We start from the raw sequence: 20,269 nt of genomic DNA, 5'->3' as shown, positions 1-20,269 counted from the left end.
CCAGGAGGACCACGGCGGCACCGTCCGACTCCCTCCCGGTGAAGGCCGTCAGATCCGCACACAGCAGGTCCGCGCGCTCCTCCGTCCCGCCCGCCCGCCACCCGCCTGTTCCGGTGAGTCGCGCCAGGCGTTCCGCGAGCGGGGGCCCGCGCCCCCGCATCCCCGGGCCTCGGCGACACCGTCGGAGCACACCACCAGGGTCTGCCCCAGGACGAAGGGCTCCTGACGCAAGAGCGGCTCGCCCAGGGTCAGTTCGGCCAGGCCCACGGGCGGGCCCGGCTCGCACGCCACGGTCCGCACGCCGTCGTCGTGGGCGACCAGCGGCAACGGCGCATGCCCGTACGACAGGAGCAGCACCTCCGCCGCGCCGGAGAACTCCGCGAACACGGCCGTCACGAGCACACCGGCCGCCACCGCCCGGACACGCACGACTCCGCCCTGGCCGCCACCCCGGCCAGGGACGGCTCGTACTGTGCGGCCTCCCGGATCTCCCCGGCCACCCTGGCGATCACCCGCACCGCCGCCGGCCGGCCGCCACCCCGGACATCGCCCATCACCATCCGGACCCCGAACGGCGTCTCCAGCACCTCGCACAGCACGCCCCGGTCCTGGCCGGGCTCGGCCGTCGACACCCGCCGAACCGTCACGGCCAGGTCCCCCACCCGGCCGGGCGGTCGGAGCACCCCGCGCCGCACCGGACCCACCGTCGGCCCCGGTGCCCGGCGGCGTGCCCTGCGCAGCCGGGCGACGCCCCCGAGGACCACGACGGCCGCCAGGCAGCTGACCGCCGGGCCCGTGAGCAGCCGTCCGCAACCTGCGGCGAGGTCCCGCCGCGGCTCCAGCACCGTCCGCACGGCGATCGATGCCAGATGGAGGACGAAGGCCGCCCACGGGACGGCCTGGAGCACCGATGACTCCAGGGCGGGCGCGAAAATCGCCAGGGCGGCGGAATGCGCCGACCTGCTGAGCAAATCCGTTCCCGCGAGTACCCCGAGCGCCGACACCGTCAGCACCAGGCCGCGTGTGGAGAAAGTCGGAGTCGACATGCCGCGACCTTAGAGGAACGGCGGATCCGATCGCTCCCCGCGCGCATTCGACACCCGGAGTACGGCCGGCCTCACGATCGCCTCGGACGCATCGGGCGCCTTGGACAAAGGGTTCTGAGGGTGAGGAAGAAATTCTCGGGGATATCGTCGATATGACTAGTATCATTTGCTGGGAATGCCCTCGGGCAGGCTCGGTGAGTCCGTCCGGAAAGGCCGCGTCGCGCTACCCTGTGTCAATATTTCCGACCCGACGGGAAAGCGCAGATGACCGCAGAGACATCATGGTTCGACGGCGCCGCGGGGATGCGCTGCGGAACGGCGGCGGAGCGGTGCCAGTACAAGAACCTCCCCCTGTGCGACCTCCCCCCGCTCGGTGTCGTCCGCCGCGCCCGGCTCGCCTTCGAGGACCTGCGCGAGAGCCGGAGCGGTCTTCCCGCACCCGGCCGGCCCTCCCGCTTCTCCGTGGGGGACTGGGTCCGGGTGAAGGACGAGGCGGCGGTGCGTGCCACCCTCGACGCCGAGGACCGGCATCGAGGGCTCTGGTTCACCCGTAGCCAATGGTCGTTCTGCGGTGGGGTCCACCGCGTCGAGCGCGTCGTGCGGCGCATGGTGGACGACCACTACCGCATGCGGCGCCTGGCGGACACCGTCACCCTGGCCGGCGCCACCTGTCACGGCGCCGACGGCACCCAGGGCTGCGGACTGGACTGCGCCCTGCTGTTCCGCGACGCATGGCTGGAGCCGGCCTCCGCGCCGCTCCCGCCCGCCCGGCCGGCCACGCGATGGGCCACCGTGCGGAGTCTCGCGGAGATCAGCGCGACCCTCGGGGCCGACGGCCGCCTGGACGGCGTGCCCTTCCAGCCCGGCATGGAACGCCACGTCGGCACCCGCCACGGAGCCTTCGAGCTGCGCCACCGGTCGCTCGCGTGGTGGCAACGGCCCGCCGGAGGACGGTGGTTCATCCTCCGGGGCCTCCGCTGCGGCGGCGAGCCGGTGGCCAACGGCTGCGACCGCCAGTGCGCACTGCTCTGGCACGAGTCCTGGCTGCGGCTGGAACCCGGCACCGCCGATTCCTGATCGCGTCGCGAGCTCCGGCTCCGCGGACACCCGTGGGCCGTCAACTGTGCGTTTTCAGCAGTGAGTTGTCAGCGCTGCCAGCGGTCGCGCGCCAGCTTGGCGATCATGCGCAGCGGCCCGTCCCGGTCGCCGATGTAGGCACGGGGAATCGCGTACCGCCCGCCGTGGGCTCCGGGGCTGACCGCGCACCCGTAGCTGTAGCCGGCTCCCGCCACCGCCGCCACGGCAGCGGCGTCGAGCGAGCCGTAGGGGTAGCAGAACCCCGCGACCTCCTGCCCCGTGAGGTCTTCCAGCGCACGGCGGCTGCCGGTGACCTGGGCCGCCAGATCCCGGGCGCCGAGGCCCGCCAGGCGCTGGTGCGTCAGTCCGTGCGAGCCGATCTCCAGTCCGGCGGCGACGACCTCACGGACCTGGAGTGCCGTCATCAGTGGTTTGCGCGGGCCCAGTTGGTCCCAGTCGTTGTACCCGCCCAGTCGGCTGGCCACCACGTAGACCGTCGCGGTGAAGCCGTACTCCACCAGTGCGGGCATGACCTCCTCGGTGAAGTCGCGGTACCCGTCGTCGAAACTGAGCCCGACCAACCCCCGAGCGGTGCCCTCCCGATGGCAGCGCAGCAGGGTTTCCACCGCCACCCCGCGCAGGCCCCACGAGGACAACCAGCGCAGCTGGCGACGAAAGCGCGCGGGGGAAACGGTGATCATATAGGGGTCGTCGCGTGCGATCGCCACGGAGTGGTACATCAGCGTCCACGGAAAATGCCCCGCCATTGTGCCGGTCGCCTGACCTGGAATGCTGCGTGGTCGGATGAATCGCACGTTCTGCTCCAGCTCCTGGGCGGCACCGCGTGTATCGGATGGAGTTCAAGGAAAATGAGATTCTGACAGCGATGGACCGGCTGTCCATCCGCGCCCGGCCAACCCGGAGCTTTTCACCCGAATGGCAGACCGGCCGGGGCGCTGTCGACCGCTGGGGGGCAGGGGCCCCCGGAGCTGTGGGGTGTGTCCTGCCCCGGGCCTGTCCGCGGGGGGTGCGGGCAGGCCCGGGGTTGGTGGGCGGTGGGGGCGGGTCAGGTGCGGGTGGCGCTGAGGAGGTGGTAGTCGAGGAGGCCGTGGCGCCAGGCGGGGAGGAAGTTGCGGGTCCAGTGGTCGTTGGGGACGGTGTCGGCGAGGTAGCGGTCGAGGCCGGGCCAGACGTCGGGGCCGATGGACTCGGTGCCGATGTCGGTGAAGCCGGCGTCGGTGAGGTCGCCGGTGAAGCCGTCGAGGGTGTGGGCGACGTCGAGTCCGTCGGCGAAGCTGGCGAGGAGGATCTTGAGGCGTTCGGCGATCTCGGGGCCGGGGGCGGCGAAGAAGGTGGTGACGACCAGGCGGCCGCCGGGGCGCAGCACCCGGGCGGCTTCGCGGGCGAAACCGCCGAGTTCGCGGAAGTGCTGGGCGGCCTCGACGGAGTAGACGCCGTCCAGGGTGGCGTCGGCGAAGGGGAGTTGGGCGGCGGAGCCGAGGGTGTAGGCGAGCCGGTCAGGGTAGGTGGCCAGGGCGCGGGCGTTGACGGCGCGGGCGCGCTCGATCTGGTCGGGGTGGATGTCGACACCGGTGACGGAGACGAAGCGGAACTCCCGTAGCGCGAGCGCCGCACCGAGGCCGCGGCCGCAGCCGACCTCCGCCAGGCGCAGCTGTCCGCGTGGCTCCGGGAAGGCGTTCAGCACCCGGCGGTAGAGCTGCTCCTGGCTGTGCACCCGGTCCTCGGCGGACGGGGCGGTCAGGTCGATGCCGTGCCAGTCACCGAAGTTGATGAATCCGCCCGCGAAGGACGGCGCGGTGCTGAGGTCGTCGGCACCGTAGGTGCGGCGCACTGTCGGGGGGATGTGGTTGTGGTCCATGGGCCGTCGGGTCTCCTGCTCGTGGGCGCCCGGCGGTCGGGCGCGCCGAGGTACGTACCCAAACCTGTGGTGGTCCGAACACGGTACGTGACGGGGCGGGTTCGGGGTTGACGGGGCGTGGAAACCCGGTGTCCGAGGGGGTGTGGGTTCGCTACAGTCCGCCGGTGGCCGATCGGACCGGCCCGATCCACCGGACACGCCCCAGGGCCAGAGCGCGAGGAGCACGACCCCGCATGAGCACCGACGACCGACCCGTACCCTCGTTGACCGGTGGCGAGCGCCAGATGCTGCGCGAGTTCCTGGACTTCCACCGGGCGACCCTCGCCATGAAGTGCGAGGGCCTGACCGACGAACAGCTGCGGCAGCGCTCCAGTCCGCCGTCCGAGCTGAGCCTGCTCGGGCTGGTGCGGCACATGGCCGAGGTGGAGCGCACCTGGTTCCGCCGGGTGATCGACGGCGAGGACGTCCCGCTGGTCTGGTCCCCCGACGGGGACTACCAGGTGGCCTACGACCCGACCGGGGCCACCCGTGCCGAGGCCTTCGCCGCCTGGCGGGCCGAGGTCGAGCACTCGCGCCGGATCGAGCTGGCGGCGCCCTCGCTGGACGTCACCGGCTACCAGGCGCGGTGGGGGGCCGAGGTGTCGCTGCGGCTGGTGATGCTGCACCTGATCCACGAGTACGCCCGGCACAACGGGCACGCGGACTTCCTGCGGGAGGCCATCGACGGCACGGTCGGGGCGTAGGCCCTGGGGGCGTAGGGGCCTGGGGCCGGGGTGGCGGGCTACCAGCCGAGCAGGTGGGTGCGGGCGGTGAGGGCCGCCAGCACCGACTTGGCGGTGGTCTCCGGCGTGAGGTCGGTGGTGTCCAGCTCGTGCGGGGTGGCGGGGGCCGCGCCGGTGAGGACGACGTAGTGCAGGGCCGCGCCGGTGGTGCGGCTCTCGCGGCGGAAGGTGTCCAGGGCCGCCGGGGCGTCGGCGCACTCGACGACGACCTGGTAGCCGCCGGTGGCGTAGGCGAAGGCGGCCTGGGCGGTGGCCGCGAGCGCGGTGGCCTGCTGCCGGTCGGCCCCGGGCAGCTGCGGCGGGACCTGGCCGTTGCGGATGACCCGGAGGAAGTCGTCCGTCCGCAGGTGGACGCTCGGGCGCAGCTCCTGGACGAGCAGCCCCGCGACCGGGCTGCCGCCCCCTGCTCCACCGGCGGCCCCGGCGGGATCGGCGGCCCCGGCGGGGTCGACGAGGACGAGGACGCCTCCGGCGCCCCGGCCGCCCCCGAGCTCCGGCCCACCTACGGTCGTACGGTTCACAGCTGCTGATCCCTTCGCGGGCCGGGGACGGGACGGGTACGGACGGGCAGCCGGGGCGAGACGGTGGGCGTGCGGAGGAGCCGGTCGCCCCGGATACGGACAGCCGACCGCCTCGTCCCTACGACTGATGCGTTTCGGGGATCAACCTAGTCCAAACGGGTGCCCCGAGTCGTCCCCCTCCCGGCCGGTGGGCGGGTCGCCGGACCCGTTCAGCGCTCCTCGGCGCGCAGCACGATCGGGTTGGTGAGGGCCGCCATCGGCCCCCACGGCAGGTCCGGACCCATCGCGTTGCCCTTGCCGGGCGTCCCGTCCGCCCTCGGGTGGCGCACCTCGGCGCGGACGTAGGCGGCCAGCGAGGCCGTGGTGCGCCAGACGACCGTGCCGGAGCCGTCGGCGGGCAGCGACTCCTGGTGCAGCTGCCCCTCGTCGGTGATCAGCCGGACGGTGCCGCCGGGCACGCCGGAGACGGCGAGCCGGACGTCCACCGGGGCGTCGGCCGGGACGGTCAGCTCCTCACCGATGCCCGCCCGGCGGCCGTGGCCGGTGGCGGTGAGGTCGAGCCGGACGGCGGCGGACTCGGCCAGCCAGCTGCGCCCGGCGCGCAGCCCGTCGAGGACGGCGTCGCGGGTGAGGTCCTCGGCGAGGACGACGTTGTGCGGCAGGCCGATGACCTGGGGCGCGCTGTGGGCGTCGCTGTTGCCCATCGCGGGCCGCCAGGAGCGGCCGCCCCGCAGGGCCACCGCGAGCTCGGAGTCCCAGGTGTCGACGGCCGACTCGTCGTCGTAGGTCCACGGCCCGTTCCACACCTCGACGGCGTCGGCCTGCTCGTAGCCGAACTTCCACTGGCAGGCGACGTACGGGCAGTACGGGTGCGCGGGCACCACCAGGCCGCCGGAGCGGTGGACCTGGCGGACGAAGCGCGGGAACTCCTCGTCGCGCGAGCGGTAGCGCCAGTCGACGAACTGGCCGGCCTCCAGGCCCAGGGCCAGCCAGTGGCCGTTGCGGGTGGTGACCTCCTCGCCGGGCACGATCAGCAGGTCCGGGCCGGCCAGCGGACCCCAGACGGCGTGCGAGGAGCTGGTGTTGTGGTCGGTGGAGACGATGAAGTCCAGGCCCGCGGCGCGGGCCCCGGCGGCCACCTCCTCGGGCAGGCGGCGGCCGTCGGAGTGCACGGTGTGCAGGTGGCAGTCGCCCCGGTACCAGGCCCGGCCGCGGCCGCGGGCCCGCTCCGGCGGGTAGTGCGGGGTGAACTCCGGCCCCGGCTCGCCGAACCGGAGGGTCACCTCGACGTGGTACTCCAGGCCCTGCGGGGCGACCTGGTACGGGCCCAGGACGAGGTGCCAGGTGCCCGGGTTGATCGGGCCGGGGAGGTAGCCGGGGGTGGCGGAGCCGCGGGCGAGCGCGAACTCGGTGCGGAAGCCGCCGGACCAGCCGCGGAAGCCGTCGCCGCCGAGGTCGGTGCCGCGCTCGTCGAAGATGCCGATGTCGCAGGAGTTGCCGGGGGTGCCGGCCGGGACCGGCGGCTTGTCGTAGCCGTAGGAGACGGCGATCTCGCGGACGCCCTCGGGGACTTCGAGCGGGAGGTAGACGAAGTCGGGGCAGCCGGTGGGGAGGTGGCCGGTGAGGGTGAGGGTGCGGTCGGTCCGGTCCGCGTCCTGGTTCGTGTCGCGGTTCGGGGCGGCCGAGGCGGTGCCCGCGGCACCGGTCGTGGCGGCCAGGCCGAGGGCGGTGGCGGCGCCGGTGGCGAGGCCGGTGCGGAGCAGGTCGCGGCGGGCGGGGTGCGGGGGAGCGGCGGGGTGCGCGGGCCGGGCGGGGGGTGTCGGGTCGGCGGGAGGTGTGGGGTCGGCGGGCATCGGGGCCTCCGGGCTGGGGTGGGCTGGTCCGTCCGTTCGCCTACCCCCGGGGGTGAACCCGGGGTGAGGCGGGACCCACCGGGGTGGGGCGGGCCGGTGAAAGAGGGGCCCGGCCAGGGCGGGGCGAGTTGCGGGGAGTGACGGATGACCGGTTCATAGTCATGTGGTGGTTCGTACGGAAGGTGACGACGGGGCGGTCGGGAGGCAGGCGTGGCACTGAGTCGGCGGACGCTGCTGGCGGCGGTGGTGGGCGGCGGTGCGCTGGCGGGGTGCGGGTCGGGGCGCGGCGCGGAGGGGGGCAGGGCGGCCGTCGGCTCGACGGGGACTCCGGCGGGGACCTCTTCGCCGAGTCCTTCGGCGACCTCTACGCCGAGCCCTTCGGCGGCGCCCTCGGGGAGTCCCGCGGGCACGGCGTCGGCCGCACCCTCCGCTGCCGCGACCCCCCGGGAGCCGGGCCGGGCCGAGCTGGTCCAGCGCTACGCGGCCGTGGCGCCGACCGCCTGGGGCCTGGACCTCCCCGGGGTGGTCACCGGGCTGCCGGAGGGTCAGCAGGCCACGGCGCTCACCTTCGACGCCTGCGGGGGGCCCGGCGGGAGCCGCTACGACGCCGAGCTGATCGACTTCCTGCGCGCCCACGAGGTCCCGGCCACGCTGTTCCTGAACGCCCGCTGGATCGACGCCAATCCGCGCACCTTCGAACAGCTCGCCGCCGACCCGCTGTTCGAGATCGGCAACCACGGCACCGTGCACCGCCCGCTCTCCGTGACCGGCCGTTCGGCCGAGGGGATCGCCGGCACGGGCGGGGTCGGCGAGGTGTACGACGAGGTGGCGGGCAACGCCCACAAGCTGACCGAGCTGCTCGGGCACCCGCCGCGGTTCTTCCGCTCCGGCACCGCGTACTACGACGACGTCGCCGTCCGGGTGGTCGCCGACCTGGGCGAACGGATCGCCGGGTTCACCGTGAACGCGGACGGCGGGGCGACCCTCCCGGCCGCTGAGGTGCGGCAGGAGGTGGCGTCGGCGCCGCCGGGGGCGATCGTCATCGGGCACATGAACCAGCCCGGTCACGGCACCGCCCGCGGGGTGGCGGCGGCGCTGCCGGGGCTGCTGGCGGCGGGGCGGCGGTTCGTCCGGTTGTCCGACGTGCTGTGAGCCCGAGGGTCAGGCCAGGCGGAGGCCGCCCGGGTGCCGCTCCTCGATGATGTCGACCAGCCAGTCGAAGACCGTCGGGCCCTTGCCCGCCCGGGCGGCGGCCAGCTCGGCCGCGACCCGTTCGCGGTTGGTGGGGTGGACCCGGGGGAGCTGCCGCTCCAGCTGGCGGACCGTCTCCGGGTAGCCGAGGGCGCGGCGGGAGGCCTCGTGGTCGCGCCACTCGATGACGTAGTCGTCGTCGTCCGGCGTGCCGAAGCCGCCGCTGAGGCAGTCGGCGAAGGCGTCCAGGTTGCGGCCGAAGTAGCCGTCGGCGCCGATCTTCCGACCGACCTCCGCCCAGAAGTCCTCCAGATTGCCGATCTTCCCGCCGTCGAGCACATAGGTCACCGTCACGGGGACGAGGATATGCCCGGGCGGCGAACCGCCGGGTGGCGGCCGGTTACGGGTGGACGGCGATCGCGGTGGCGAGCAGGCCGTCGCGCACCGCCCAGCGGCCCTCGAAGCCGTCCAGGCGGCGGCCGCCGACCACCGGGCCGGGGACCAGCAGCCGGGCGGTGAAGGTGCCGTCGGGGGAGAGGTCGAGCTCGGCCTCGTGGAAGTCCAGCCACAGCCGGGTGAGCGGGAACCAGGCCTTGTAGACCGACTCCTTGGCGCTGAACAGGATGCGGTCCCACGGCGTGTCCGGGTGTTCGGCGGCGAGCTTCGCCAGCCGTTCCTGCTCGACCGGCAGGGCGACGGAGTCCAGCACGCCCTCGGGGAGCGGCAGTGCCGGCTCGGCGTCGATGCCCACCGAGGCCAGGGTGCCGGCCCGGGTGACGGCGGCCGCGCGGAAGCCGTCGCAGTGGGTGAGGCTGCCGATCACGCCGTCCGGCCAGCTCGGCGCCCCGCGCAGGCCCGGGACGAGCGGGCGGTACGGGACACCGAGGCGGGCCAGCGCGGTGCGGGCGCAGTGGCGGACGGTGGTGAACTCGCGCCGGCGCTTGTCCACGGCGCGGGCGACGGCGGCCTCCTCGGCGGGCTCCAGCCGGGCCTCGGGCGGGTCGTCGTAGGCCACCTCGGTCACCACGACGTCCGGCAGCAGGTCCCCGATCATGCGTTCCCCCCTGGGTCGGCGAGCGCGGGCGGCGGGCCGCGCGGAGCGAGCCTAACGTGGGCGGGCGGGCCCGGTCCGTGATCTTCGGCAAATCGGGGCCGCTCGCGCAGCGGCGGGAGCCCGGACCGGGGCCGCCCGCCCGGCGGCGGTCATTGGAAGGCCGTCACTGGGGGCGGCGGTCACTCGAAGGCGGCCGCCGCCTCGCGCAGGGCCCGGGCGATCGTCTCCGGGTCGTACGGCGGTGAAGGAGCGGAGGGAGATCAGCCGGGAGGAGCGGTAGCGTTCCAGCTCGGGGGTGCCGGGCAGCAGGGTGACCGGGCGGCGGGGTGGCGGTCCGATGGCGGGAGTGCGGCTGTCGGGGTCGGGTGCTGCCCGGGTGCGGGGCGGTGGTGACTGCCCGTCACTGTCCGAGCAGGTGGGCGAAGTCCAGTCCGAGGCTGCCGAGGACGGGCAGTGCGCCGAGGTCGGTCACGCCGCCGACCGGGATGCTGTAGCCCTGGTTCACCTCGCGGGTCGCGGGTGCGGCGGCGGGCGAGGGGGCGGCGAGGGCCGGTGCGGCGAGGGCCGGGGTCAGGGCGGCGCCGAGGAGCAGGGCGGCGAGGGCGGTGCGCATGGGGGCGGGCCTCCGGGGCGGGCGGTCGTGACGGCCTGTCAACACCCTGTGTGGTGAGGCGGTCACGCATCTTCGCCCCTTCGGCCGCATTGGTAAAGATCCTTGCCTTGTGTTCATGGCAACACCGGGGAGGTCTGGACCATGCCGAGGACGGGCACATACGTTCCTTTCACCGGGTGGGCATCGGATCGTCGGATCGTTCGCCGAACTGCACTGTGGCCTCGGTGACTTCTGGCTGTCATGCCCATGACCTTTCCCGGGATCGTCGAACCGGAGGGAACGAACCATGCGCGCCATCGGCAAGAACCTCAGGATCCTCGCGGGCGTCCCGCTCGCCGCCGCCGCCCTCATCGCCCTGACGGCCGGCTCCGCCAGCGCCGCGATACCGATCAACAAGCCGATGACCGGCAAGGCCACGTACTACACCGACGCGGGCTACGGCGCCTGCGGCACCCAGATCAACGCCTCCAACCAGATGCTGGTCGCCGTCTCGCACACCTGGTGGACCACCGCGAACCCCAACAACGACCCGGTGTGCAAGGGCATCTCGGTCAAGGTCACGTACCAGGGCAAGACCATCACCGTCCCGGTGAAGGACCAGTGTCCGTCCTGCGACTCCACCCACATCGACCTCAGCCAGCCCGCCTTCGCCAAGCTGGCCCCGCTCGACAAGGGCGTGATCAGCGGCCTCACCTGGCAGTTCGTCAAGGCCGGGCTGAACGGCAGGACCGTCGAGCTGTCCGAGCCCGTCACCGGCTCGACCATCGGCTGACGGCCGCCCACCCCGCCGGGCCCACCTCGGCCGCTCGCGCGCGTGCCCACGGGCTCGTGCGCGTGCGTACGGGGGTGGGCCCGGCGGTCTCAACTGCCAGGCGGGGAAGCCGCTGTGGCGCCGAGCCGTGGGGCCATGGCGAGCAGCAGCTGGACCGCCGGGGAGGCCGTCCGGGGGTTGTGGGCCAGGCCCAGTGAGACCGTCGGCACCGGGCGGGCCAGGCGGCGCAGGCTGACACCGGGGATCCGGAAGACCCGGGCCCGGCCCTCCGGGATCGGCGCGATGCCGTGGCCCGCCGCCACCGCGAGCAGCAGCTGCTCGTCGTCCGGCTCCTCGCGGACGATCCGGGGCGGCCGGTCGGGCCAGAGCTGGCCGGTGATCGACGCGTGCATCCCGGGCCCGTTGTCGCGCGGCCACAGCACCACCGGCTCGTCCCGGATCGCGCCCCGGTCGAGCCGGCCGCGGCCCCGGGCGAGCGGGTGGCCGCTCGGCACCGCGAGCAGCAGTTCCTCCTCGGCGATGACCCGGCAGGCCAGCTCGGGGACGTCCAGCGGCGGACGGACGAAGGCCGCGTCCAGCCGCCCGGCGAGCAGCTCGTCGACGTTGAGGGCGGTCCAGCCGGTCTGCAGGGCGACGTCCACCCGGGGGTAGCGACTGCGGAACTCGCCCATCAGGGTGTCCGAGACGCCGCCGCGGGCCGAGCGGGTGTACGCCACCCTCAGGCTGCCCTGCTGCCCCCGGGCCACCGCCGCGATCCGCCGGTCGGCCTCGGCCACCCGGTGCAGCAGCTGCCGGGCCTCCTCGGCGACCGCGCCGCCGATCGGGGTCAACGTGCATCCCCTGCTGGTGCGTTCGACCAGCTGCACGCCGAGCTGCCGCTCCAGCGCCTTGATCTGCTGGCTCAGTGCGGGCTGGGCCACCCGCAGTCGGCGGGCGGCCCGGGTGAAGTTCAACTCCTCGGCCAGGACCGCGAAGTAACGCATGCGACGGAGGTCCACCGGGCGATGATAGGCCCGCCGCGGTGGACCGGCGCCGGGCCCGCGCACCGCCCACCGGCGGCGATAAGGGCGCCTTATCGCCGGAGGACGCAACCGGTCTTGGACGCCTCGCCGCCCGCCCCGCTTTCCTGGAGTCCGGACGCCGCGGCCGGATCGGCCGGCGGGGAGTCGGTGGGAGGGGGGCACCGTGGGTGTGGGCGTTGCTACGGGTGTTGGTACGGGTGTTGGTACGGGCGTGGATGCGGATGCGGACCTGGGCGTGGGCCTGGACGTGGTCGTGATCGGCAGCGGGATCATCGGGCTCACCACGGCCCTGCGCCTCCAGGAGCGGGGCCTGCGGGTCGGGGTGGTGACGGCGGACGGGCTGCTGTCCACGGTCTCGGCCGTGGCCGCAGCCGTCTGGTACCCGGTGGGTGTGGAGGCGGGCGGGCAGGTGGCCGCCTGGTCGGCCGCCACCTACGCCGAACTCGCCCGGCAGGCCCGGGCCGGCGTGCCCGGCGTCGTCCTGCGCGACACCTGGATGCCCGCGCTCCGGCGTCAGGACGGCGGCACCCCCTGGTGGGGCGCCGGCGTCCCCGACCTGCGCCGACTGGAGCCGGCCGACCTCGCCCCGGCCTACGCGGACGGCTGGCGGTTCACCGCCCCCACGGTCGAGATGCCGCGCTACCTGCCCTGGCTGCTCGGCCGCTTCCGCGAGGGCGGCGGCAAGGTGCTCCACCGGCGGCTCGACACCCTCCGGCAGGCCGGCGCCTGGGCGCCCGTGGTGGTCAACGCGGCCGGCCTCGGCGCCCGGCTGCTGTGCGGCGACGACGCGGTGCGGCCGGTGCGGGGACAGCTCGCCCTGGTGCGCAACCCCGGTCTGCGGGCCTCGCTGCGGATCCAGGACGAACCGGCCGGGTACACCTACGTCCACCCGCGCAGCCGGGACGTCGTCCTCGGCGGCACCTTCGAGGAGGGCAGCTGGGACCTCCGCGGCGACCGGGCGGCGGCCGAGGCGATCCTGGCCCGGTGCGCGGTGCACGTCCCCGAGCTGCGCGGAGCCGAACTCATCGGCTGCCCGGTCGGCCTGCGGCCCGACCGCAGGGGCGGGGTGCGGCTGGCGGTCGAGGAGTCGGCCGATGGGGAAGCGGTGGGCGGGGAGGCGGCGGCCGGGCTCCGGATCGTGCACAACTACGGGCACGGCGGCGCGGGCGTGACGCTGAGCTGGGGGTGTGCGGACGCGGTGGTGGAGCTGGTCGGGGCGGGTGCCCGGATCCGATGATTCGTCCTGCGGGGTGCGGCCGTCGGTGACTAGAATCCCGGTCCGTCGTGCGGTCGTTCCGCCCCGAAGTCCATTCCTGCGGAGGAGTCTTGGCCTCGATCACCCTCGACGCCGAGCGCCGCGTCCGCGCCGACGCCGGACGCGTCCGGATCGCCGCCGTCGACGCGCTGCGCTCGCTCGGCTTCCAGGTCACCTCGGAGCAGGCCACCGTGGTGGAGGCCCGGCGCGGCTCGGTCGTGCGCTCCGCCATGCTGCTGCCCGACGAAGTCCCGCTCGCGGCGCGGCTCCAGTTCGCCGCCGCTGCCGCGGCCGACGGGAACGGCACCACGGTTGCGGTGCACCTCACCGACCGGGCCGTCTCGGTGGTCGCCCTCGGTGTGCAGTCCCCGTACGTGACGGCGTACCAGAACGCGCTGTTCGCCCTCGACCGGGCGCTGACCGCCCTCGACCCCGACGCGGCGACGGACTTCCCGCAGCCCCGCTGGTGGACCAGCGCACCCCAGGCCGAGACGCTGGCCCGGCACCACCAGACCGGGCAACGGGTGGTCGGCGGTGTCACCGCCATGATCAACGACCGGCTCTCCGGCACCCCCCGGCGCACCGGGCCCTCGCTCTGGAGCGGGGTGCAGGGCGCCGTCTTCCACTCCCGCGCGGGCGTACTCGGCCTGGACCACTCCGCCCTGGCCGCCCTGCTGGCGATACCGGTGATGATGAGCAGCCGGCCGGACGGCGTACCGGAACAACTCGGCGCCGGAGTGGCCCGGTTGGCCGCCGAGGTGGAGGGCTGCCTGGCGGCGGTCGGGTTCGGTGTGGTGGACGTGCGGATCGGCAGCGAACAGCGCCCCGTCTTCGAGTTCCTGTACCGCCAGTTCGGCATCCGCTCCCAGTTGCCGGTCCGCACCCTGTGCACCTGCCGGGACTGCCGGCAGACCAAGGTGGTGAACCTGGACCTCCAGCGGATGCGGGAACGGCGGAGGCGGCTCAAGCTCATCACCACCGTCGTCCGGGCCGGCCACGGCAAGAACGGTGAGATCAACCCCTTCGCGATGATCGGGGCGTTCCTCCAACAGGGCAAGGTCGAGCCCGACTTCATCTGCTCGCGCTGCGAGAGCACGGCGGCCGACGAACACCCGGTGACCTTCTGCCCGGGCTGCGGGGACATGCGTACGGAGGGGGCGCTGATCAGCTGCGGCGAGTGCGGGTACGACTTCGAGGCGCTGGTGGCGGGGCTGGCGGTGTGGGGCGCGGCGCCGCCTCCGGTGCCGCCGGTGGCGCCGGTCGCGCCCCCACCACCGGTGGCGCCGCCGCGCCCGGCCGTGCCGCCGATGCCGGCCGTGGCCCCGATGCCGGCGCCGCCCACGGAGCCGCCCGTTGCCCCGCCCGTTGCCCCGCCCGCCGCGTCGCCCGCCGCGCCGCCCGGCTTCGGCCCGCCGCCCGAGGGCTTCACCCCGCCGCCGCCCCCGACCTGCGGCATCTGCGGCGGCAGCTACCCCGTGTTGTGGTCCGTCCAGGTCCTGGACGGCGCCAACCCCCGTCCGCTCACCGTCTGCCGCACCTCCCCGCACTGCTCCCCGCCCTCGGTGATCGCCCCGGTGCGGATGCCGTCCTGAGGCGGGTGGTGCGACCCGCGTTCCGCGCAGGGCTGATACCGGGCCACGGCCGCCACCGAGTGCTCTCGGTGGCGGCCTTGGCGGTTCTCCGGGCAGGTGGGGATGCCGTCAGTGGGCGGTTCCGTGGGTCAGGAAGGGAGCGATCCTCGGCGTTCCGGTGCCGATCCCGTTGACGATGTCGCTGATGCTGCTGTAGTTACGGCCGTCGATCCTGACGGTGGGGCGCTGGGAGTCACCGTTCTGCTCCCGGTAGACGAGGCGCGACAGCTCGTCCCAGCTGTTCTCCAGGCCGGCTCCGAAGGGGCCCAGGTTGTCGTAGCGCTGGGCGCCGTCCTGCTGTCCGCCGGTCTCGATCGAGGCGGCGATGCGGTTCTCGATCCAACCGAAACGGGCCGCCCCGGAGGTCGCTCCGATCATGGCGGCGAGTGGGGCGCGGGCTTGGTCCCGGGAGCCTTCGGAGACCCCGAAGAGCGTGCTGAGGAAGCCGTAGAAGGCCGCTCCGCTGTAGCGCTGGGCACCGCGGGCCTCGGGGCTGGCGAGGTCGGAGTAGTGGGAGGAGTACCGGAGGTTCTCGAGGAGGCCGTCCCGCGGGTAGGCGGCGGCGAACCGGGTGCTGAGGTACGTCGGAGCGTCGCTGAACCGCCAGTTCCGCCCCGAGGCGGTGAAGCCGTCGAGGTACAGGTTGTCGAGGCGCAGGTAGAGCGAGAGCCGGTGCGTGTTGATCGGGTCGCTGTAGTCGTTCACGCTGATCTCGATGTACCGCCCGGTGGCCGTGGTGGTCCGTGCCAGGCGGGGGCGATGCTGGTTCCGGAGAGCTCCCTGAGCTGCCTGATCATGCTCCGGTAGCTCGCCGCGGGACGGCTGCCCCCAGCGGCGAGTCCGGTGATGTCCCAGGTGACGACCGACCAGTAGTTGCTGGTGTCGGCCTTGGCGGTCGGGGCGGCCTTGAACTGGGCCACGGAGAACAGGGCGACGAGTGAGAGCAGGAGCGCCGTCAGGCGCTTCGAGCCGCCGAGGGAGCGGTTTGCTGCGGGCATGGACCAGGGGGCCTTTCTGGGCGTGCATGACATGGTGTGCTGCGGTGGTGCTTCGGGCAGGGCCTGACGCGTACGGCGATGCATACTCCGTATGTACGGAACCATGGGCCGACGATGCCCGCGGGTTCAGCTGGTGGACAACGGCTTCGGAGGCCTCCCCGCCGGGGTGTCCTGGGTGGGACCGCCGAGCTGTCCGACCCGGACATCGCTGCGGTCAAGGCCATGGACAAGTAGCCTGACCAGTGGCGCAACGGTGCAACGGCGCAACGGGTTCGAGGCGGGGGACGGGCAGGGTGCAGGGGATCAGCTTCCGGGCATGGCGGGGTCGGCACTACGTCACGTTGGCCGAACTGCTCGGGCACCTGGGCGACTTCGGGAAGGGCCTGCGCTGGCGGGTCGAGTGCGAGGAGCACTGGGAGCTCACGGCGGAGCTGGAGCGCCGCTCGGCCGGCGAGGGCATGGACACCGCGACGCTGCTCGCCCTGGTCTCCCCGGCCGTGCAGTTCGTCGACGCCGAGGCGACCGGCTCGGCCGACAGCGCGCCGGTGGTGGTGCTCACGGAGTTCGACAGCTCGCTGTGGGAGGTCAGGTCCGTCGACGAGCGTGTGCTCGGTGAGTTCCGGCGACACTATCCGGACGCCGTCGGCCTCTGACCGGACTTGACGTCCAGTGGGCCCGGCCCCGGCGTGGTGGTACTGGGTTCACCAGGGATGCGGATACAAGATCCATAGCGGGCCCGTGTCGGGGTGCTCTAACGTCGAGCCATGACGATTCCACCCCGGTTGGGGCGCCTGGCGCGGCGGGCGCGGCGGGACACCGGCTTCCTGGCCACGGGTGTCCCGCTGCACCTGGCGCTGGTGCCCGTGTGGGCCTGGAGCGCGGCGACCATTGCCAGGACGGGGGACTGGGCGCTCGTGCTCCCGGTGTCCGTCGCCCTGGTCCTGAGCGGCGTCCCGGTGCTGACGATGGTTCAGCGGTACCGGCACCGGGCGCTGCTCGGGGTGGACATCCGTCGCCCGGCGCCCGTGCCGCAGCGGTGGTCGCCCGCCACGGCCCTGCGGTGGCTCGCCTCGCCGCGCGCCTGGCGACAGGTCGGGTACCACCTGGTGCTGGGCCCGCCGGCGGCCCTGGCGGAGCTGTTGGTGCTGGTGGCGGCGGCGGTGGGTCTGGCGGGCGCCACCGGGTACGGCTGGGTGTGGGCGCTGCCGGTCGGGGCGCGGCGCGTATGGTTCGGCTGGGCGACGCTGATGCCGTGCTACACCGTGCTCGGCCTCCTGCTGCTGTCCCTCCTGCCCTGGCTCGCCGGGGTGGTGGCCCGGGCGGAGTCGCGCTCCGCCGCGGCGCTGCTCGGACCCAGCCGGGCCGATCGGCTCCAGGAGCGGGTCGCGTACCTGGCGACCAGCCGCACCGATCTGATCGAGGCGGTCGATGCCGAGCGCCGCCGGATCGAGCGCGACCTGCACGACGGCACCCAGCAGCGGCTGGTCTCGCTGGCGGTCAACCTGGGACTGGCCATGGCCACCAGCCCCGACCTGCCGGGCGAGACCCGTGCGATGCTGGCGGAAGCGCACCTGGAGGCGAAGGCGGCGATCGCCGAACTCGGCGATATGGTACGCGGGTTGCATCCGGCGGTGCTCGAGGACCGGGGCCTGGATGCGGCGTTGTCCGGACTGGCCGCCCGCGTTCCGCTGCCGGTGCGCCTGCGGGTCGAGCTGCCGGAACGGGCGGCGCCCGCCGTGGAGTCGGTTGCGTACTTCGTGATCTCCGAGGCGCTGGCGAACGTGACCAAGCACGCCGGCGCCTCGCGGGTCGAGGTGACGGTCCGACGGGTCGGGACGGTCCTGCGGTTGAACGTCACCGACGACGGGCTGGGCGGCGCCGACCCCTCCGGTGGTACGGGGTTGAGCGGGCTGGCCAAGCGGGTGGGCTCCGTCGACGGCGTCCTCCGGCTCAGCAGCCCCGTCGGGGGACCGACGACCGTGACGGTGGAGCTGCCGTGCGCGCGGTGATCGCCGAGGACTCGGTGCTGTTGCGGGTCGGCCTGGTCAAGGTACTGGAGATGGGCGGCTTCCAGGTCGTCGCCGAAGTCGGCGATGCGGAGGCGCTGTTGGCCGCCGTCGAGGAGCACCGGCCCGAACTCGCCCTGGTGGACGTCCGGATGCCGCCCACCTTCACCGACGAGGGCGTGCGGGCGGCCACGGCGATCCGCCGCAGCCGGCCGCGCACGGCGGTGGTCCTGCTCTCGCAGTACGTGGAGGAGCGGTACGCCGCTGACCTGTTGGCGAACAACACGAGCGGAGTGGGCTACCTGCTCAAGCAACGCGTGGCCGATGTCCAGGACTTCGCGGCAGCGGTACGGCGGGTGGCCGAAGGGGGGACGGCGCTGGACCCCCAGGTCGTCGCCCAACTCCTGCTCCGCCGCGGCGACCCGCTGGCCGCCCTGACCCCGCGCGAGCGGGAGGTGCTGGCCCTGATGGCGGAGGGCCGGTCCAATGCCGGCATCGCCGAGGCGCTGACGGTCGGTGAGAGCGCGGTGGCCAAGCACATCAACAACATCCTCGCCAAACTCGACCTGCCGGTGGCCGATGCGGACCACCGCCGGGTGCTCGCCGTGCTGCGCTTCCTGGGCGCGTCCAGGGACTGAGCCCCGGGAGCGGGGGCGGGCCCCCTGGTGCGCGTCCAGTCCCGTCGTGGTCCTCGGGCACCCGTGCGGCCGCGCGCACGGTGGCGTCAGGCGTGGATCGGACGCAGCACCGCGTAGTACGCGAACGGCGGACCGTACAGCCGGGCGACCCGCAGCCCGGCTCCCTCCGCCAGGCTGATCAGCGAGGACGGCCGGATCTGGTGCCGGTCGAAGAACTCGCCGACCACCAACCGCCCGAACGGCTTCAACGTCCGGCGCAGCTCGGCCAGCGTGCGCGCCGGATCCGGGATCTCGCCCAGCGCCGTCACCAGGTAGGCCGCATCGAACGAGCCGTCCGCAAAAGGAAGTTCATGTGCGTCGGCGCAGGTCGGCACGATGGTGCCGACACCCTGCTCCTTGGCCCGGCGGCCCACGTGGTCGAGCATCTCCTGCTGGATGTCCACGATGTCCAGCTGCCCGTCCGGGCCCAGCTGCGGTGCGACGTGCAGCGACTGCAGGCCGGTTCCGGGGCCGATCTCCAGGATCCTCTCGCCCTCCCGGGCCTGCAGCACGTGGTCCAGACGCTTCAAGGTCAGGAACGGCAGTGGCAGGTCGAGCAGCCAGTGCTGGGAGTACGGGTACGGCGCGGAGTCGGTGAACCACCAGGTGGCGACGGCGGCGGCAGCGCCCGCGCCGATCAATGCTCGTGAATTCCTCATCATTCCTCCATAAATGTCCGACTAGGGCCATCGAGAGCAGTTCTGATGGTTAGTCAGGTGTGTTTGTGTGCACTCGGCTTGCGCCGGCGCTGCGGACCGGACCGCAGGCGCGCCGATCACGTCACGAGCTGTTCCGCTCAGCGGCCCGGCCGAGGGAAGGTCCGGGTCGCGAGAACCGCGCAGGCCAGCGCCAGCGGCACCTCGGCGAAGGCCGCCATGAGCGCCGCCTGCGTGAAGTCCGAACCCGGGGCGGCCGTCATGGTGTCGAACCAGGCGTCGACCAGCAGCAGGGCCGAGGTCGCGGCGGAGGCCAGGCAGGCCCGGCGGTCGCCGCGCCTGAGGAGCAGTCCGGTGGAGAGCAGGCCGAGCGCCTCAAGGCCGTCCAGACCCGTCCACGTCCAGGCCCAGTGCGAGGCCCGAGCGGTGGCCGGCAGTCCGGTGTGCAGGAAGACCAGCCAGGGAATCATCGCCAGCCCGAGCGCGGTGAGGACCGTGGCCCCCCGGCGAAGCAGCAGGGGGAGCGCCGAAGCGGCCGCGGCCTTCGGAAGGATCCGCCGGGCACCGGCGTCCGAACCGGCGTCCCCGCCGACCGGACGGAGCGAATGAACGCCGGTCGGCTGAGTGCTCGCCATGACACCTGACTCCCTCCCGTGCCCGTTCCTCGGGCACGGCATCAGCATGTCGTTCGCGCGCGCCGGAGGCAGTAGCGCTCCTATCCGAGTTGATGGTGGTGCTAGGTACCGTCCGTCAGGGCGGCCATGACCGACTTCGCGGCGACCGCTTCTCGCGCGGCGGCCGCGCGACCAACTCCGGCGACGCGGCGCGGGTCTGCGCCCGCGCCCGCGCCTGCGGACTCGCAGGCGCGGGCGGGAGGGTCAGAGGTGGCGTTCGACGGCCTCGAAGATGTCGGCGTCGGTCTCCTGCTGCCACTTGGGGAGGTCGTCCCAGTCGGCGGTGTAGGCGGGTTTGGGGGCGGCGATGTGGTGGTGGATCTGGGCGATCCAGCAGAGGGCGACGAAGCGGCCCTTCTGCTCGCGGGTGAGCTTCGAGGTGCTCCCGCCGCTGACGGTGATGAAATCGCGGACCTGGCCGAACACGGCGGCTGCGGCAGCCCGTTCCCAGTCGGGCGTCTCCTCCCAGGGGGAGACGTAGCCGGGCTTGGGATCGCCGGGGAAGTGCTTGCGCACCCCGGCGATCCAGGCCTCGCGGAAGATCCGGCCGTCCTCGGTCATG

The 20,269-nt window shown here is 73.8% G+C and carries 24 protein-coding genes; 9 read left to right on the top strand and 15 right to left on the bottom strand.

The genetic code is table 11. The features are described from left to right. Window positions 1-48 precede the first annotated feature (48 nt). Both ACFXPX_RS10610 and ACFXPX_RS10605 read right to left on the bottom strand, forming a co-directional pair. Window positions 49-396 carry a SpoIIE family protein phosphatase gene (locus ACFXPX_RS10610; RefSeq protein ID WP_380640560.1) on the bottom strand — a complete coding sequence of 116 codons (348 nt, stop codon included), beginning with the start codon at window positions 394-396 and terminating at the stop codon, window positions 49-51. After that, a complete protein-coding gene (locus tag ACFXPX_RS10605; protein WP_380640558.1) occupies window positions 393-1,046 on the bottom strand; it encodes a hypothetical protein in 654 nt (217 codons plus the stop codon). The genes ACFXPX_RS10610 and ACFXPX_RS10605 overlap by 4 nt, the downstream gene beginning before the upstream one ends. Before the next feature lie 264 nt (window positions 1,047-1,310). Between ACFXPX_RS10605 and ACFXPX_RS10600 the strand changes: the two genes are divergently transcribed. Continuing rightward, a complete protein-coding gene (locus ACFXPX_RS10600) occupies window positions 1,311-2,123 on the top strand; it encodes a hypothetical protein (RefSeq protein ID WP_380640556.1) in 813 nt (270 codons plus the stop codon). Between the two features lie 68 nt (window positions 2,124-2,191). On the opposite strand, the gene ACFXPX_RS10595 is transcribed toward ACFXPX_RS10600, so the two are convergent. Continuing rightward, window positions 2,192-2,824, bottom strand: a complete 633-nt coding sequence (locus ACFXPX_RS10595; protein WP_380640554.1) for a polysaccharide deacetylase family protein — start codon at window positions 2,822-2,824, stop codon at window positions 2,192-2,194. Between the two features lie 365 nt (window positions 2,825-3,189). Beyond that, entirely contained in the window at window positions 3,190-4,002 is an 813-nt protein-coding gene (locus ACFXPX_RS10590; protein ID WP_380640552.1) for a class I SAM-dependent methyltransferase, read from the bottom strand. Between the two features lie 233 nt (window positions 4,003-4,235). Here ACFXPX_RS10590 and ACFXPX_RS10585 point away from each other — a divergent pair, with 233 nt between their 5' ends. Then, entirely contained in the window at window positions 4,236-4,745 is a 510-nt protein-coding gene (locus ACFXPX_RS10585) for a DinB family protein (RefSeq protein ID WP_380525413.1), read from the top strand. A gap of 38 nt (window positions 4,746-4,783) precedes the next feature. Here the strand turns inward: ACFXPX_RS10585 and ACFXPX_RS10580 are convergent, their stop codons facing one another. Both ACFXPX_RS10580 and ACFXPX_RS10575 read right to left on the bottom strand, forming a co-directional pair. Next, window positions 4,784-5,305, bottom strand: a complete 522-nt coding sequence (locus ACFXPX_RS10580; RefSeq protein ID WP_380525412.1) for a hypothetical protein — start codon at window positions 5,303-5,305, stop codon at window positions 4,784-4,786. Between the two features lie 209 nt (window positions 5,306-5,514). Beyond that, complete coding sequence (locus ACFXPX_RS10575; RefSeq protein ID WP_380640550.1) at window positions 5,515-7,158, bottom strand: CehA/McbA family metallohydrolase; 1,644 nt, start codon at window positions 7,156-7,158, stop codon at window positions 5,515-5,517. Window positions 7,159-7,644: 486 nt separating this feature from the next. Here ACFXPX_RS10575 and ACFXPX_RS10570 point away from each other — a divergent pair, with 486 nt between their 5' ends. Continuing rightward, window positions 7,645-8,310 carry a polysaccharide deacetylase family protein gene (locus ACFXPX_RS10570; protein WP_375894848.1) on the top strand — a complete coding sequence of 222 codons (666 nt, stop codon included), beginning with the start codon at window positions 7,645-7,647 and terminating at the stop codon, window positions 8,308-8,310. 9 nt (window positions 8,311-8,319) lie between these two features. Here ACFXPX_RS10570 and ACFXPX_RS10565 read toward each other — a convergent pair whose 3' ends face one another. The 3 genes from ACFXPX_RS10565 to ACFXPX_RS10555 form a co-directional block, all read right to left on the bottom strand. Continuing rightward, window positions 8,320-8,703 (bottom strand): barstar family protein, encoded by a 384-nt coding sequence (locus ACFXPX_RS10565; RefSeq protein ID WP_375894846.1) that lies wholly within the window; start codon window positions 8,701-8,703, stop codon window positions 8,320-8,322. Between the two features lie 46 nt (window positions 8,704-8,749). Further along, window positions 8,750-9,403: a 4'-phosphopantetheinyl transferase gene (locus ACFXPX_RS10560; protein WP_375894844.1), complete on the bottom strand. Its 654-nt coding sequence runs from the start codon at window positions 9,401-9,403 to the stop codon at window positions 8,750-8,752. A gap of 400 nt (window positions 9,404-9,803) precedes the next feature. Beyond that, window positions 9,804-10,016 (bottom strand): hypothetical protein, encoded by a 213-nt coding sequence (locus tag ACFXPX_RS10555; RefSeq protein WP_380589014.1) that lies wholly within the window; start codon window positions 10,014-10,016, stop codon window positions 9,804-9,806. A 286-nt stretch (window positions 10,017-10,302) separates the two neighbouring features. On the opposite strand from ACFXPX_RS10555, the gene ACFXPX_RS10550 reads away from it, so the two are divergent. Further along, a complete protein-coding gene (locus ACFXPX_RS10550) occupies window positions 10,303-10,788 on the top strand; it encodes a cysteine/serine endopeptidase inhibitor (protein WP_380640548.1) in 486 nt (161 codons plus the stop codon). Window positions 10,789-10,877: 89 nt separating this feature from the next. Here the strand turns inward: ACFXPX_RS10550 and ACFXPX_RS10545 are convergent, their stop codons facing one another. Continuing rightward, the gene (locus ACFXPX_RS10545) at window positions 10,878-11,786 is read right to left on the bottom strand and encodes a LysR family transcriptional regulator (protein WP_380640546.1); all 909 of its coding nucleotides are present in this window, start codon (window positions 11,784-11,786) and stop codon (window positions 10,878-10,880) included. Window positions 11,787-12,021: 235 nt separating this feature from the next. On the opposite strand from ACFXPX_RS10545, the gene ACFXPX_RS10540 reads away from it, so the two are divergent. Both ACFXPX_RS10540 and ACFXPX_RS10535 read left to right on the top strand, forming a co-directional pair. Further along, window positions 12,022-13,047, top strand: a complete 1,026-nt coding sequence (locus ACFXPX_RS10540; RefSeq protein WP_380640544.1) for an FAD-dependent oxidoreductase — start codon at window positions 12,022-12,024, stop codon at window positions 13,045-13,047. Between the two features lie 89 nt (window positions 13,048-13,136). After that, on the top strand, window positions 13,137-14,657 hold the full coding sequence (locus tag ACFXPX_RS10535; protein ID WP_380640542.1) for a hypothetical protein: 1,521 nt from the start codon (window positions 13,137-13,139) through the stop codon (window positions 14,655-14,657). Window positions 14,658-14,765: 108 nt separating this feature from the next. Here ACFXPX_RS10535 and ACFXPX_RS10530 read toward each other — a convergent pair whose 3' ends face one another. Together ACFXPX_RS10530 and ACFXPX_RS10525 are read right to left on the bottom strand one after the other, a co-directional pair. After that, window positions 14,766-15,401, bottom strand: coding sequence for a ribosome-inactivating family protein (locus ACFXPX_RS10530; RefSeq protein WP_380640540.1), 636 nt, complete (start codon window positions 15,399-15,401; stop codon window positions 14,766-14,768). Further along, window positions 15,398-15,694 carry a hypothetical protein gene (locus tag ACFXPX_RS10525; protein ID WP_380525404.1) on the bottom strand — a complete coding sequence of 99 codons (297 nt, stop codon included), beginning with the start codon at window positions 15,692-15,694 and terminating at the stop codon, window positions 15,398-15,400. The genes ACFXPX_RS10530 and ACFXPX_RS10525 overlap by 4 nt, the downstream gene beginning before the upstream one ends. Window positions 15,695-15,987: 293 nt before the next feature. On the opposite strand from ACFXPX_RS10525, the gene ACFXPX_RS10520 reads away from it, so the two are divergent. The 3 genes from ACFXPX_RS10520 to ACFXPX_RS10510 all read left to right on the top strand — a co-directional run bounded on the left by ACFXPX_RS10520 (window position 15,988) and on the right by ACFXPX_RS10510 (window position 18,338). Beyond that, window positions 15,988-16,347 (top strand): hypothetical protein, encoded by a 360-nt coding sequence (locus ACFXPX_RS10520; RefSeq protein ID WP_380640538.1) that lies wholly within the window; start codon window positions 15,988-15,990, stop codon window positions 16,345-16,347. Window positions 16,348-16,458: 111 nt separating this feature from the next. Continuing rightward, the gene (locus ACFXPX_RS10515; RefSeq protein WP_380525402.1) at window positions 16,459-17,703 is read left to right on the top strand and encodes a sensor histidine kinase; all 1,245 of its coding nucleotides are present in this window, start codon (window positions 16,459-16,461) and stop codon (window positions 17,701-17,703) included. Next, entirely contained in the window at window positions 17,691-18,338 is a 648-nt protein-coding gene (locus tag ACFXPX_RS10510; RefSeq protein WP_380525401.1) for a response regulator, read from the top strand. Before ACFXPX_RS10515 ends, ACFXPX_RS10510 begins: the two co-directional genes overlap by 13 nt. An 86-nt stretch (window positions 18,339-18,424) precedes the next feature. Here ACFXPX_RS10510 and ACFXPX_RS10505 read toward each other — a convergent pair whose 3' ends face one another. From ACFXPX_RS10505 to ACFXPX_RS10495, 3 genes are all read right to left on the bottom strand, one after another. Next, window positions 18,425-19,036 (bottom strand): class I SAM-dependent methyltransferase, encoded by a 612-nt coding sequence (locus ACFXPX_RS10505; protein ID WP_375894825.1) that lies wholly within the window; start codon window positions 19,034-19,036, stop codon window positions 18,425-18,427. 137 nt (window positions 19,037-19,173) lie between these two features. Next, entirely contained in the window at window positions 19,174-19,668 is a 495-nt protein-coding gene (locus tag ACFXPX_RS10500; protein ID WP_380525400.1) for a hypothetical protein, read from the bottom strand. Between the two features lie 243 nt (window positions 19,669-19,911). Beyond that, window positions 19,912-20,268: a hypothetical protein gene (locus ACFXPX_RS10495; RefSeq protein WP_375894442.1), complete on the bottom strand. Its 357-nt coding sequence runs from the start codon at window positions 20,266-20,268 to the stop codon at window positions 19,912-19,914. Window position 20,269: the final 1 nt, after the last annotated feature.

Origin of the sequence: Kitasatospora sp. NPDC059146, from assembly GCF_042786665.1 — a bacterium.
In the GTDB taxonomy this organism is placed as follows: Bacteria; Actinomycetota; Actinomycetes; order Streptomycetales; family Streptomycetaceae; genus Kitasatospora.
This window is presented reverse-complemented; position numbering and strand designations above follow the sequence as displayed.